General features: G+C 65.6%; 10 protein-coding genes. 5 read left to right on the top strand and 5 right to left on the bottom strand.

Translation table 11 applies throughout. The features are described from left to right. The first annotated feature begins 7 nt into the window (after positions 1-7). The 5 genes from ftsA to ligA all read left to right on the top strand — a co-directional run bounded on the left by ftsA (position 8) and on the right by ligA (position 7,684). Positions 8-1,285, top strand: a complete 1,278-nt coding sequence (ftsA, locus tag ACTIFK_RS01360) for a cell division protein FtsA (RefSeq protein ID WP_439541238.1) — start codon at positions 8-10, stop codon at positions 1,283-1,285. 105 nt (positions 1,286-1,390) lie between these two features. Beyond that, complete coding sequence (gene ftsZ / locus ACTIFK_RS01355) at positions 1,391-3,130, top strand: cell division protein FtsZ (protein ID WP_439541237.1); 1,740 nt, start codon at positions 1,391-1,393, stop codon at positions 3,128-3,130. 287 nt (positions 3,131-3,417) lie between these two features. Next, positions 3,418-4,362: a UDP-3-O-acyl-N-acetylglucosamine deacetylase gene (gene lpxC / locus ACTIFK_RS01350; protein WP_439541236.1), complete on the top strand. Its 945-nt coding sequence runs from the start codon at positions 3,418-3,420 to the stop codon at positions 4,360-4,362. Between the two features lie 280 nt (positions 4,363-4,642). Further along, positions 4,643-5,497, top strand: coding sequence for an outer membrane protein assembly factor BamD (locus tag ACTIFK_RS01345; RefSeq protein WP_439541235.1), 855 nt, complete (start codon positions 4,643-4,645; stop codon positions 5,495-5,497). A 60-nt stretch (positions 5,498-5,557) separates the two neighbouring features. Then, entirely contained in the window at positions 5,558-7,684 is a 2,127-nt protein-coding gene (ligA, locus tag ACTIFK_RS01340) for an NAD-dependent DNA ligase LigA (protein ID WP_439541234.1), read from the top strand. A 67-nt stretch (positions 7,685-7,751) separates the two neighbouring features. Here ligA and ACTIFK_RS01335 read toward each other — a convergent pair whose 3' ends face one another. From ACTIFK_RS01335 to ACTIFK_RS01315, 5 genes are all read right to left on the bottom strand, one after another. Continuing rightward, positions 7,752-8,108: a hypothetical protein gene (locus ACTIFK_RS01335; RefSeq protein WP_439541233.1), complete on the bottom strand. Its 357-nt coding sequence runs from the start codon at positions 8,106-8,108 to the stop codon at positions 7,752-7,754. Positions 8,109-8,359: 251 nt separating this feature from the next. After that, positions 8,360-9,628 (bottom strand): VOC family protein, encoded by a 1,269-nt coding sequence (locus ACTIFK_RS01330; protein ID WP_439541232.1) that lies wholly within the window; start codon positions 9,626-9,628, stop codon positions 8,360-8,362. Positions 9,629-9,894: 266 nt separating this feature from the next. Next, positions 9,895-11,706, bottom strand: a complete 1,812-nt coding sequence (locus ACTIFK_RS01325) for an aminopeptidase P family protein (RefSeq protein ID WP_439541231.1) — start codon at positions 11,704-11,706, stop codon at positions 9,895-9,897. A 122-nt stretch (positions 11,707-11,828) separates the two neighbouring features. Continuing rightward, entirely contained in the window at positions 11,829-12,725 is an 897-nt protein-coding gene (locus ACTIFK_RS01320; protein ID WP_439541230.1) for a 50S ribosomal protein L11 methyltransferase, read from the bottom strand. 101 nt (positions 12,726-12,826) lie between these two features. Then, entirely contained in the window at positions 12,827-14,278 is a 1,452-nt protein-coding gene (locus ACTIFK_RS01315) for a TMEM143 family protein (RefSeq protein ID WP_439541229.1), read from the bottom strand. Positions 14,279-14,350: the final 72 nt, after the last annotated feature.

Here is a 14,350-nt window from a genome sequence, read left to right as displayed (position 1 = left end):
TGCAGGCATGACGCGAGACAAAGCAAAGAAGAAAAACGGCCGCAAGCACATCGTCGGCGTGCTCGATATTGGCACCAGCAAGGTCGCGTGCTTGATCGCCGCCGTGGAACCCGGTGCCGGCGGCCCGCTGGGTGGTGGGATTCGCATTCTGGGGCTCGGCCATCAGCGCGCCGAAGGCGTCAAGGGCGGCGTCATCATCGATCTCGACCGTGCCGAGCAGGCGGCACGCGCGGCCGTCGCGCAGGCCGAGCGCATGGCCGGCGTCGAGCTTGCGGAAGTCCATGTTTCCGTGTCCTGCGGCCGCCTCACGTCGCACAATTTTTCTGCCAAGACGGATGTCACGAGCGGTCTCGTATCTGAAGATGATCTCGATCGGCTGCTGGCCGCCGGTCAGTCATATGTCGAACAGGGCGGGCGTTCGCTCGTGCATCTGAACGAGGTCGCCCTGCGGCTGGACGGCGCTCCCGGCTCGCGCGACCCGCGCGGCATGGCAGCGCGCGAGATTGCGCTCGACCTGCACGCCGTCTCCGCCGACGAAGCCCCGCTTCACAACCTGCTGATGGTGGTCAACCGCTGCTACCTCGAGCCCGCCAGCTGCGTCCCCGCGCCGTTGGCCAGCGCTCTCGCAGCTACAAGTGAGGACGAACGCCGACTCGGCGTCACCGCCATCGACATCGGGGCGGGCACCACCAGCCTTGCGATGTTCGCCGAGGACCGCTTCCTCTACGCCTGCTCCGCGCCCTTCGGCGGCGCCCAGATCACCTTCGATATTGCCCGGGCGTTGCATACGCCCCTTGCGGAGGCCGAGCGAATCAAAGCGCTTTATGGCACAGTGGTTTGTGCTCCGTCGGATGAGCATGACGTCTTCTCCTATCCGGGAGCCGGAGAAGAGCAGGACGCCACGCATCAGTTGACGAAAGCCGAGCTCGCCGAGGTTGTTCGGCCACGCGTAAGGACCATCGTCGATCATATTCGGCAGCGTCTGGAGGCATGCGAGCTGACGGCATACGCCGGGCGCTGTTTGGTGTTGACGGGCGGGACGAGCGCGCTGACTGGCTTGGCCGATTACGTCGCGGTTGAGCTCGGGCGTCCTGTTCGCGTAGCGGGTCCGCAGGCCGTATCGGGTCTGCCGCCGGCACTTTCGGGTTCCGCGTTTTCGACCGTCGTCGGGCTTCTGCTCGCGGATCGGCCGGAACACGCCGGACGGAGGGTTCTGGGCGGTTCGAATGCCGGCGCCGGGAGCTACCTTAAGCGGGTAGGGTCCTGGCTTCGGGAAGGATTTTAGTTGAGCGGCGCTCATCGTTCGCCAGGGGGGCAGCGGCGTCGTTCTCAGTGAGAATTGCCGGGGAGCCGCGCAGCGGACGCCTCCCCCGCGTTGAACGGGGGCAATATGGGCGACGCGGGACAGCGTTTTGATTTCTCGGATTTGAAGCCCAAGCTGACCGTCATCGGTGTCGGCGGAGCGGGCTGCAACGCCATCAACAACATGATCGCGACCGGCCTCTCCGGCGTCGATTTCATCGTCGCCAACACGGACGCACAGGCCCTTGCCACCGCCGCCACCGAGCACCGGCTCCAGCTCGGCGTTGAGCTGACGGAAGGCCTCGGCGCCGGATCGCGCCCCGAGATCGGTGAAGCCGCTGCCGAAGAGGCGGTGGATGAGATCCGCAAGCAGATCAAGGGCTCGCATATGGTGTTCATCGCCGCCGGCATGGGCGGCGGCACGGGCACCGGCGCGGCGTCGGTCATTGCGCGCGTGGCGCGCGAACTCGGCATTCTGACCGTCGGCGTCGTCACCAAGCCGTTCCTGTTCGAAGGCGCGCGCCGCATGCGCATCGCGGAAGCCGGCGTCGCCGAACTGCGCCACGTCGTCGATACGCTGATCGTCATCCCGAACCAGAACCTGTTCCGCATCGCATCCGACAAGACGACGTTCGCCGAAGCCTTCGTCATGGCCGACCAGGTCCTCTATTCAGGCGTCGCGTGCATCGTCGATCTGATCCTCAAGGAAGGCCTGATCAATCTCGACTTCGCCGACGTCCGCACCGTCATGAGCGGCATGGGAACGGCGATGATGGGCACGGGCGAGGCAACGGGCGAGCGCCGCGCCACGGTCGCCGCCGAGGAAGCCATTTCGAATCCGCTGCTCGACGATGTCTCGCTGCGCGGCGCCAAGGGCCTGCTCTTGTCCATCACAGGTGGCCCGGACTTGACGCTCTATGAGGTCGACGAGGCCGCCAGCCGCGTGCGCCAGGAAGTCGATCCGGAAGCCAACATCATTGTTGGCGCAACTTATGACCCGTCGCTGGGCGATCGCATCCGCGTGTCGATCGTCGCCTCGGGCATGAGCCGCGCCGGCGAAGCCGAGCGTGCGCCTCCCGCTCCGGCCGAGGATTGGGCGCGCGTGTCTCAGAACCAGCGTCCTCCGGCTCCGCAGCATTCCGCGCCGCCGCGCCAGCCGCCGCCCCGCGCGGACGATTACGGCTACGACCGCCAGCGCGACCCACGCGACACGCGCGGCGGTGCCTATGATCTTCAGCAGCGGCTGACCGAAGCGCTTCAGCAACCGCTGCCGCAAACCGCCTCGTATGGTGCGCCCCGCCCGGGCGTTCCTCCGGCTCTGCCCGGAGATCCCGCACGGCGTATGGCCGGTGAGCCGTGGCGCGGACCGGGCAACGTCCGCATCGAGGATGGCCCGCCGCAGCTTCAGGCCGCTTCGGCGCCGCCGCCGCTGCCGCAGCACGGCTACGCATCGGATTACGCTCAGGGTGGCCAGTTCGCGCCCCAGCCGCCGACGGAAGTTCGCCGCCCGGCGCGTCACGGCGAGTATGCCCAGCAACGTGGCCACGATCAGGGTTACGGCGATCCGCAGCAGGCGCGTCAGGGCGAGGCAGAGCCGCGCCGCAGAATTGGATTGTTCGAACGCCTGACGGGTCGTGTCCGCGGCTCCGCTGATTCGCCCGCTAGCGCGCCGCCGCCGGCTGAAACATATCCCTACGATGGAAGGCCCAATGCCGCTCCGTCACGCGATCACGACGCCTACGGACAATATCCGCAGACGCCGCCGCAGCCGACGCAGTCCAGTCAAGATGCTGAATTGCCTGTGTTTTTCAGAGAGCGGCGCAAGTAGACGACGAAGCTTGCGGCTGGCTGGATAAGGTTCCGCTCCCGCCGTTCAAACCGTAACACACGGTAAGAAAGCGTGATTTGTGCCACAGCGGGACGGGGTCTATCGTTTCTTAATGACGACCGGTTCGTCCTACTTCTGCTCCGCCCAACTGCCCACGGACTCGCCTTAAAGAGCAAGCCAGGCAGACACGAAACTGGGGACTTCGGGTGAGCAGATATCGAATGTCGGTCGGGGGTGGCAAGCCGTTAAGGGACGGTCTGCCAAAAGTCATCGAGGGACGGCTCAGCATGTCGAATCGGTTCATTGGCGCGCGCCAGACGACGATTGCCCGCGATATCAAAGTCAACGGCACGGGGGTTCATAGCGGAGCGCCGGTTTCGGTCATCCTGCATCCGGCAGCCGCCGATACCGGTCTCCGTTTTCTCGTTACCAAGCGCGGCCGTGTCACCGCCGACATTCCTGCCAAAGTCTGCAACGTCAAGAACCTCACGCTCTGCACGGTCATCGGCAATGAAGACGGTATCACCGTCTCCACCGTCGAGCACCTTCTCGCCGCCCTCCGCGGTCTCCAGATCGACAACTGCGTCATCGAGATCGACAGCAAGGAAGTGCCGATCATGGACGGCAGCTCGCAGCCGTTCGTCGAGGCGATCGATGAAGTCGGCATCCGCGAACTGTCTGCTCCGCGCCGCTTCCTCAAGGTCCTGAAACCCGTCCGTGTTGAAGAAGGCGAGTGCTGGGGCGAACTCACGCCGCACTCTGGCTTCCACCTCGACGTCGAAATCGATTTCCCCTCGCCGATCATCGGCAAACAGCGCCTCGCGTTCGAAATGAGCCCCGGCGTCTTCCGCAACGAACTCTGCAACGCCCGCACGTTCGGCTTCATGAGCGACGTGGAACGCCTCTGGAAGGCCGGTCTGGCTCTCGGCGCCAACCTCACGAACACCGTCGCCATCGGCGACGATCGCGTCATGAACCGCGAAGGTCTCCGCGATCCCCAGGAATTCGTCCGCCACAAGATGCTCGATGCCGTTGGCGATCTCAGCCTGTCCGGCCATCCGATCCTCGGCGCCTACCGTTCGGTCAAGGGTGGACACCGTCTGAACTCGCTCGTGCTCCAGAAGCTTCTCGAGGATACCTCGGCCTGGACCATCGTGCAGGCTCCCCGCGTCCGCGACACCCGCCCGATGGTGTTCGAGCGCGGCGCAGTGGCTGCCGCCGCCGGCGAGTAAGAATTCGTTTCATTCCGAAGTTCGGCCCGACCCGCACGGTGATTGGCTGTGTGATGCGCTCGCGCCTCTAACGCTTTGTCTTTAAAGCCGCTTCGCTCCTCGGGGCATAGTCCGGATACCGGTGCGGGCCTCACATCAACCACATTGTGAACCTACCGTGGAGCAAGCGTCGCGAGGGGGCGGTGCTGGCTTCAGACCTGTAGTAAAACGTGCTAAGGAACGCGAAACGCGTCACGTGATGATTGACAGTCGTGTCGTCGTTCGGGGAGTTGGGTAGGGAATGCGCAAGACGCCGAAGTTGGCCGCGGCCTATGCATTGTGCGCCATTGGATCAGCGGTCCTGGCGCTTGGCGGCTGTGCGTCCTCGTCGGACACCTCCATCCTCAACACCGATCCACCCGAAAAAATGTACGCCGACGCCGACACCCTGATGAACAAGGGTAAGTTCGACGCCGCCGCCCGCAAGTTCGAAGACCTCGACCGCTCGCACCCTTATTCGTCGGAGGCGCGCCGCGCCATCGTGCTTGCTGCCTATGCCTACTACAAGGCCGGCAAGTCTCCGGAAGCCATCGCGTCCGCCGAGCGCTACACGGTCATGCACCCCGGCACGAAAGATGCGCCGCTCGCCCACCACATCATTGCGTCGGCCTACTTCGACGACATGAAGACGTCCGAGCGCGACCAGACCGCCACGCGCAAGGCGCTCGAGCAGCTCAAGATCCTGAAGTCGCGCTATCCCGACAGCACCTACGCGCGCGACGCCGACAACCGCATCCGCATTGCCGAGGACAACCTCGCTGCATCCGAGATGGAGGTCGGCCGCTTCTACCAGAAGGACAAGAACTTCATCGCCGCCATCAACCGCTTCAAGACGGTCGTGTCAGACTACCAGACGACGGTCCACGTCGAAGAAGCGCTATTGCGGCTCACCGAGTGCTACATGGCGCTTGGCGTCGTCAACGAGGCGCAGACCGCCGTCGCCGTGCTCGGCCACAACTTCCCGGAATCGAAGTGGTACAAGAGCGCCTACGCGCTGCTGAAGTCTGAGGGTCTGGCGCCCGCCGTGAACAGCGAATCCTGGATCACCAAGGCCTGGAAGGCTGTGCCGAAGCTCTCGCTCGGCGGCCCGGGCTGATCTTCGCCGCCGCGAACTGCTGTCAGGTGCGACCCGCCCGCTTTTTCGTTATGAAGCCGCATGGCAAAGTCGAAGCGCTCCACGCCCTCCATCGATGATCTGACCGCCGCCCAAGCGGAGGCCGAGCTTGCGCGCCTCGCCGGCGAAATCGCGCGCCACGATGAGCGCTACTATCAGGCCGACGATCCCGAGATCACCGACGCCGACTACGATGCGCTCCGCCGCCGTAATGACGCGATCGAGGCACGCTTCCCAAACCTGATCCGCGACGACAGCCCGTCCAATCGCGTCGGCGCCGCGCCCTCCGAAACCTTCTCCAAGGTGCGCCACAGCGTCCCCATGCTCTCCCTCGGCAACGCCTTCGCCGACGAGGACGTGACGGAGTTCGTCGCGCGCGTCCGCCGCTTCCTGTCGCTGCCTGCCGATGAGCCGCTCGCCGTCACGGCAGAGCCCAAGATCGACGGCCTGTCGATCTCGCTCCGCTACGAGAACGGCGTGCTCGTCGGGGCCGCCACGCGCGGCGACGGCGCCGAAGGCGAAAACGTCACCGCCAACGTCAAGACCATCCGGGAAATCCCCGCCCGTCTCAAAGGCGGCAAGCCGCCGGCCCTGGCGGAGGTGCGCGGCGAGATCTACCTGCGTCACGACGATTTTGCGGCCCTCAATGCGGCGCAGGCCGAAGCGGGTGGCAAGGTGTTCGCCAACCCCCGCAATGCGGCGGCCGGATCGCTGCGCCAGCTCGATTCGTCGATCACCGCCGCGCGCCCGTTGCGCTTCTTCGCCTATGCCTGGGGTGAGATGACGGCACTCCCGGCTGCGACGCAGCACGGCATGGTCGAGACGTTTGCGTCCTGGGGCCTGCCGGTCAATCCCATGATGCGGGTGTGCGAGACGGCCGAGGACCTGCTTGCGTTCTATCGCGAGATCGGCGAGCGCCGCGCCTCGCTCGGTTACGACATCGACGGCGTGGTCTACAAAGTCGATCGCCTCGACTATCAGGACCGTCTCGGCTTCGTCTCGCGCTCGCCCCGCTGGGCCATCGCCCACAAATTCCCCGCCGAGCAGGCAACGACAACCCTGCGCGACATCGAAATCCAGGTCGGCCGCACCGGCTCGCTGACGCCGGTCGCCAAGCTGGAGCCCGTCACGGTGGGCGGCGTCGTCGTCTCGAATGCGACCCTGCACAACGAGGATGAGATCGCGCGCAAGGACGTCCGCATCGGCGACACCGTCGTCGTGCAGCGCGCCGGTGACGTCATCCCGCAGGTCGTGCGTCCCGTCATCGAGAAACGGCCCGCTGACGCCGTCCCGTTCGTGTTCCCGAAAGTCTGTCCCGTTTGCGGCAGCCACGCCGTGCGCGAGGCAGACAGCGATCCGTCCGCCGGCGGTGTCGTGCGGCGCTGCACGGGCGGGCTCATCTGTCCGGCGCAGGCCAAGGAACGCCTGAAGCATTTCGTCTCGCGGCTCGCCTTCGACATCGAGGGTCTGGGCGAGGAAAAGATCGAGGCGTTCTTCGACGAAGGTCTGATCCGCCGCCCTGCCGACATCTTCACGCTCGAGGCCCGGGACAAGGAAAGCGCCAACCCGGTGGCCAAGCGCAAGGGCTTCGGCGCCAAGTCCGTCGACAAGCTGTTTCGCGCCATCGAAACGCGCAAGACGATCGGCTTCGACCGGTTCCTGTTCGCGCTCGGCATCCGCCACATCGGCGAGACCACGGCCAAGGATCTCGCCAAGGCCTACCAGACGGTCGAGGCCTTCCGCGCCGCCGTGCAGGCGGCCGTGCTCGCGGGGAAAGGCAGCGAAGCCTACGAGGACATCGACGCCATCGAGGGCATCGGCACGACGGTGGTCGATGCGCTGGTCGACTTCTTCTCGGAGCCGCACAACGTCGAGGCCGTGGACGATCTGCTGCGCCACGTCGCGGTCGCGCCATTTGTGCCCCACGCGGCGGTCGCGTCGCCGGTGACGGGCAAGACGGTGGTCTTCACCGGCAAACTGGAGCAGCTCGGGCGCAGCGAAGCCAAGGCACAGGCCGAACGCCTTGGCGCAAAGGTGTCGGGATCGGTCTCGGCCAAGACCGATTACGTCATCGCCGGCACGGACGCGGGCTCGAAGCTCACCAACGCGCAAAAGCTCGGCGTCAAGGTTCTGACCGAGGACGAGTGGATTGCGCTCATCAAGGGCTGACGGGCACGGCACATAAAAAAGCGGAGGAGCGATCCGCTCCCCCGCGCTTGTATGAGACCCGAAGCGCTTAGCGCTTGTAGTACTTGTCCATGTACTGCTGCCAGCCCTTCTTGCCGCCGCCGGTGTTCACGGTGTCGCCCTTGGCGACGTAATTGTTCTTGCGCACCTTTGCGATCTGCTTCGGCGCATATTCCGCGGCGATATCGAGACCGCGATCGCGGTCGTCGGCATACCATTCCTTCTTTTCCTGCTGCTGCTTGGCCGCGGCAGCCTTTGCGGCAGCCTCCTTCTTGGCCTTTGCAGCTTGAGCAGCCTGTGCGTTCGCCGGTGCGCGGCCCTTGCCGGCAGCGTCCGCGTAGCCCGATCCCATCCCGGCGATGCCGACGATGAGGCCGAGTGCGAGCAGTGAATTCTTCCAAGACATGACCGCGCCCCTTTCGAGTTCTCTCTGTTGAAGCAAGACTGACATCCGGCACGCAGTGCAGTGAGGTCGCGCCTGGACTGCGGTTGAAGTATCGGAGGCCCAATGCCGCCCGACCGCCGCAACCGATCCATCGGCACAGTGACGAAATCAGCATAGACCCGCTGTTCCGGCCGGAACAGGGGGGGCGGAAAATGCGAAGAGGGCGCCTCGCGGCGCCCCCTCATCAGACCTAGTGAATTGAATTCGGTATCTTAATTGGACCAGCCATTGTACGGCCAGACGTTCCGGACATCGACGTGGTAGGCCGGTAATTTGTGAGGCGATACGCTCCGCGGCTTGGGTGACGAGGTGCGCGCGGCCCGGCCCGTCACCTTCTGGGTCTTCTTGTCGGCGCGGTCGTCGGAGGTGTCGTCGTCGTCCGTCAAAGACCGCGATGGCGTCTCGCTGGCGGCGTCTGCTTTGCCGGATGCGCTCGAGTCGGATGGCTTGTTGGCCGAAGTCTCGATGGCGCTTTTCTGCTCAGGAGCGAGTGCGGCCTGCGTCTCGGACGGCGGCTGCGCCGGTTGGGCCTGCACTTGCGGGGCGGCAGGCGGCGTTGTCGCGGCAGCGGCGGCCCGTACGGCCAGCTTTTCTTCGCTGACGCGCTTGGCTTCGATCGCCGCTTCGAGAGCCAGCCGTTCGCGCTTGAGCTCTTCCTTCAGCGACGTGACGTTCTCTTCGGCGGCCATGCGGGCCTTTTCGGCCTCCGCCACCTTGTCGGCGCCCGAGTGCGATTGCGATTCGATCTGTTTCACCCGCGCGCGTTCGGCTTCAAGCGTCTTGCTGAGCTCCAGCGCAACGTCATCGGCCTTCCGCTTCTCGGCGCGCACCTTGACGAGTTCCGCATAAGCCTGCTCGGCCCGTGCTGCCGATTGCGCGTTGGCTCCATCGGCCATGCGCTGGATGAACTCCGCCCGGATGTCGCCCGCGAACCACCATGACGCCGCGCCGAGCCCAAGCAACGCGACGAGGCCCATGAGCTTCCGCGCGCGCCGCGGGGCGGGCTCTGGCGCAACGGCGCTGGCAGGTTCCGCAACCGCGGCGGGCATGTGCATGCCGCGGCCGGGATTGTAGGTGCCGAAATTCCAGATGTGGCCCTCGGGATCGCGGCAGGAATATCCGCGCCGGCCGAGGCCGTCGCTCTTGATCTCGAGCACGATGTCCGCGCCGGACGACTGAGCGCGCGCGTAATGCGCGTCGGCGTCGTCGACGACGAGATAGCAGCTCTGGGTTTCGACGCCGCCGACCTCGTCGGGCTGGCGCATGAGCTTGTCGAGGTCGGTATCGCGCACCGCCCCCATCATCATGAGACCGCCGCGATAGCTCATCTGGCCGTAGATCACGGCCCCGTCGCTATCCGAAACGGCGATCTGCTTCTCGAATTCGAACGCCTGCTCGAGCCAGCTCATCGCCTCCGCGAGATCGCGGTAGCGCATAAGCGGCATGAGGTTTGGAGCGGGCAGAGTGCTGCTCGCGGTCATGAAACGCTCCAAGATGATGGGCCAGCGAAATCGGCGCCAGTACGCGCGGCGCACGACGAAACGACTTGTCGACGGTGCAGCGCTGGGCCGCGCACAACCGAATCACAATTGATAAATCATAATAGAAATTCGCCGTGACGCATTGAAAAAAAGGGAAAAAATGAGATCGGCCATGTGAACCCTTTGGCCGGAATCAGAAAAAAGCCGAAAACATTGGCGGCGAGAGGCATGTGAAACGCGGCGAAAGCGATCAGACCGCCCCGATATCACAGGGGTTGCGTTGCGGCCTCGAGCCAGCTGAGCGTTTCGCCATCCACCTCGGGCCCGATCGTGCGCAAGACTCCCGCGTGATAGGTGTCGATCCAACTCAGCTCGTCGGGGCCCAGCAGCTCTTTGGCGATCAGGCGACGGTCGATCGGCACGAGCGTCAAAGTCTCGAAGGCCATGACTTCCCGGTCGCCGCCCGCCGGACGCTCGGCCTCGCCGGTCAGCACCAGGTTCTCGATCCGGATGCCGTACGCGCCTTCCTTGTAGTAGCCGGGCTCGTTCGAGATGATCATGCCCGGCTCGATCACCGCCATGCCCGCGCGCGAGATCGATTGCGGCCCCTCGTGGACGGAGAGATAGCTGCCGACGCCGTGGCCCGTGCCGTGATCGTAGTCGAGCCCATGCTGCCACAGCGCCCGGCGCGCGAACGCGTCGAGGTCGATGCCGCGCGTACCTTTGGGAAAGCGCGCCGTGGCGATGGCGATGTGCCCCTTGAGCACAAGCGTGAACCGGTTCCGCATCTCGGCCGACGGCGCTCCGATGGCAATGGTGCGCGTGATGTCCGTTGTGCCTTCGAGATACTGTGCGCCGGAATCGAGCAGAAAGAGTTCGCCCTGCCGGAGGCGGCGATTGGTCGCCTCGGTCACGCGGTAGTGCACGATGGCGCCGTTGGGCCCGCTGCCGGAGATGGTGTCGAACGAAATTTCCTTCAGCGCCTGGCTGCCCGCCCGTTGCGCTTCGAGCGCCTGCACCGCCGAAATCTCGTCGACCGTCTCGCCGGACGAGATCGCGCCGTCGAGCCACGCGAGGAAGCGTACCACGGCGGCCCCGTCGCGCACGTGCGCGATCCGCGCGCCCTTGATTTCGGTCGCGTTCTTGATTGCTTTCGGCCCGATGCACGGGTCCACGCCCCGCACGGCGCTCTTGCCGAGCGCGCGGGAAAACCAAAAGGCCGCGCGGTCGTGGTCCAGCCGCACGCGCCGCTTGGCCTTGCGCAGCGCCTGGATGCGGGTCTTGAGCGCGGCGGCCGGTGCAACCTTGACGACGCCGTCGAGCAGCAACTGCGCCTCGCGCGTCAGCCGCTCGCGCGCGATGAAAAGCTCAGGCTTGCCGCTGGCGGGCACGATCGCGAACGCCAGCACGACGGGATTATGCGCTACGTCCTGCCCACGGATGTTGAACAGCCAGCACACCGAATCCGGCGACGTGAGAATGACGGCGTCCTGTCCTGCCGCCTTGAGCGCCTTCTGCACCGCCGCGATCTTGCTGTCGGCCGCCTGCCCCGCGTATTTCATCGGGTGCGCTTGAACCGGCGCGTCGGGTGCGGCCGGCCGGTCCTTGCCCCACACCCAGTCGACCAGGTTACGCCGCGTCGGTTTGAGCGCGATGCCGGCGGGCGTCAGCGCATCGCGCAGGTAAGCGATTTCCGACACCGTATGCAGCCAGGGATCGAACCCCACCACGTCTCCGGTTTTGAGCTTTTCCTTGAGCCACGGCGCGAGATGGGTGCGCGCGATACCCGGGAAATCGAACCCGCCGCCGCCGCACTCGGCGCGAACCTGAACCGTGTAGCGCCCGTCCACGAGCAGCGCCGCGTGCCGCCGCGTGATGGCGGCCATGCCAGCGCTTCCCGAAAACCCGGTGAGCCAGCGCAGCCGCTCGGAACAAGGCGCCACGTACTCGCCCTGATGCTCGTCCCCGCGCGGAAGCAGCAGCGCCTGCAGGCCCTCGTTGGCCAGCACGCCGCGCAGCCGCTTGATGCGCTCAGGGACGTCGTCGGAATCGGAAGGCGCGGAAAACGTCTGGAACATCGCGGTCGGGGTCCCTCTTGAGTGCTTCCGGAAAAGTGGGAACCGGTCATGGCGGAGCCATGCCAGCGACAGTGTCCGATAAGAAGCACGATAAAACAAAGGCCTTCGCCGGAAGGCCGGTCTCAGGTGCGCTTGACGAGCATCAATGTCGACCAGCCTTCGTAGCGCCGGTGGTGGAGAAGGGCGAAGCCCTGCGCACGATAGGCGGCGATCACGCGCTCCGCTTCGCGATTGAGAATGCCCGAAAGCATCAGCGTGGCGCCCGGCGCGGCGGCGCGGCGGATATCGGGTGAGAGCGTGATCAGCGGACCGGCCAGGATATTGGCGATGATGAAGTCGAACGGCGCGGCTCGGCGGATTGGCGGCGAGGAAACGCCGGGTCCGTACACGAAGGCGATGCGGGAGCCGACGCGGTTCACGGCCGCGTTCTCGCGCGCCACGACGACCGACTGCTCGTCGATGTCGACGCCGTGAATGGTTGCTTTCGGCCAGCTGCGCGCCGCCGCGATGGCGAGAATGCCGGAGCCGCAGCCGAGGTCGAGGATGCGCGTAAAAGGGCGGCGCCGTTCGCTGAGGCGCGCGATGCCCATCAGGCAGCCGTAGGTGGTGGCATGGTGCGCCGTGCCGAAGGCCTCGCCCGCCTCGATCAGGATGGCATGCGGTCCCTGCGGCACGCGGCTGCGGTCGTGGCTGCCGTGCACGGTGAATTTATGCGCCTGCACCGGGGGCAGCGAAGCCTGCGAAAGTGCGACCCAGTTGAGGTCCGGAATCTCATCGACGTGGAAAACGGGCGAGGGGTCTCCAAGCAGATGGGTGACGTCCGCCTCCAGCTCACGCGGCTCGCGGCGATCCGAGAAATAGGCTTCGATCCGCCAGCCAGCCGGCGCGCCATCGCTTGCCTTGCTTTCGAATACGGTCAGCGCGTCGGGCGGCGGCTCGAGGAGATCCTGCAGCGCGCTGGCGATTTGCATGGCCTGGCCGCGGGTCTCGACCTCGGTGATCAGTTTCTGAGGAGTCATGGGTCTTTGCGTTGAATTCACTGATGGACGGGCGTGGAGCGCACACCCCGGGAAGCGGCCTCAAGGCGCGCCGCGAGGGTATAGCACACGCTCCAGCGCCGTCAGGTGGGCTGTTCCGGTGAATCGAACGCGCTGTCTGTCGCGGGTGTGATGGTCTGCTCGACCTCGCGCCCTTCCTCGCCGGCCGGATCGGGCAGGTTGTCGAGAAAAACGTCCCACTTGGCATCGAGGTGGGTGGCCGCATCGGTCGGGCCCAGCGTCCGCAGCGTGCCATCGGGCTCTTCGACGACGAGGCCGTCGGCGACGAGGCGGCTCAGCGCATCTTCCAAGTCGAAATCGACCTCGATGCCGAAGCTCGCCATCAGGTATTGCTCGATGGCCGCGTCAATCGCGGGCAGGTCGGCGTGCTTGGCTTTTTCCTTCGCGAGCACGCTGTAGAGCAGGATTTCCTCCTTCACGTCCTCCTCGGCCGCCCGGTCGGCGAGCTTGATCAGCACGCCGCGGTTGTCGGCCATGGCGTGGAAGTAGAGGTTCTGCGCCATCACCACCATGTAGCGCTGCTTCTGGTTCAGGAAGCCCATGGCCTGCCGGAACGCGACGCCGCCGAGCCCGAGCACGGCGCCCGCCGCCATCAGCGGGTTCGTCGCTGCAACCGCGATCTTGCCGGCCGCGCCGAAGGCCCCCATGCCGAGGCCCGCGCCGCCCGTCAGTCCGAGGCGGAGCTTGTCGAGCAGGCGAAATTTGACCCGCGTGTTGGGGAACACCATTTCGACGTCCGAGCGCGGGATGTGCTTGAACAACTTGATGTAGATGTTCTTCTCGTTGACCATCGGCGGGATCATGGCGCGCAGGTTGCGCACGACCCGCTCGGCCTCGCGCCGCGGCACGCGCTGCTGCTTCATGATTTCCAGCACGCGGGTCTCGAACGGCTTCAGCTTGAACAACAGGAACAGCCGCTGGAAGATCGGCACGTCGAACTCTTCCTTGCGCATGAACCGGCTCAGCCGGCGGCGCTGGTCGCGTCGGCTGGACGCGCCCCGGTAGTAGATGAGGATTTCCTCGAAGGCGCTGAAGTCGACCTGCAGGTCGAGGCCGTAGTGCGATTCCTTGGTCAGGATCATCGCGACGTCCGTCGGATCGATGCGGACATAGTTCGCCTGGGTCAGAATGCCTTCGATGTCGCGCACCACGCGCTTCTGCATCGTGGCCCGTTCGTCGTCCGTGAACGTGCGCGTCACGAGTAGGTCGCTGTCAGGGCTGAAGGTCTCGTAGGCTTGCAGCAAGTTCGCGAGCCCAACGCTGTGCTGCTGGCGCCGCCAGTATTCGAGGTAGCGAAAGAAACGCCGCGCCGCGCGCGCTTGGCCGCCCGGCCAGGCCTGTCCGGCCGTCAGCCGGTCGATGAGAGCGTAGGTCGTGACGGGGATGAAGCGCTCGCGCGGCCGCGCCGCGTCGCTCGGTACGATATCTGGCAATGGAGATGCGGCTGCGGACGCCGGCGGCGCAGGCTGTTCGGCCGCCATCTCCTTCAACGGCATCGCAATGTCCTGGGCCATCCCACCCTCCGTTGGCGCACCGTGTTCCCCAGTCTGAACCGGCGTCCGGAGGATTGTTACGTCCTCGGAACG

This window comes from Hyphomicrobium sp., assembly GCF_051860585.1.
Classification (GTDB): domain Bacteria; phylum Pseudomonadota; class Alphaproteobacteria; order Rhizobiales; family Hyphomicrobiaceae; genus Hyphomicrobium_C.
Note: the sequence above shows the minus strand (reverse complement) of the source record. Positions and strands in the feature narration are given on the sequence as shown.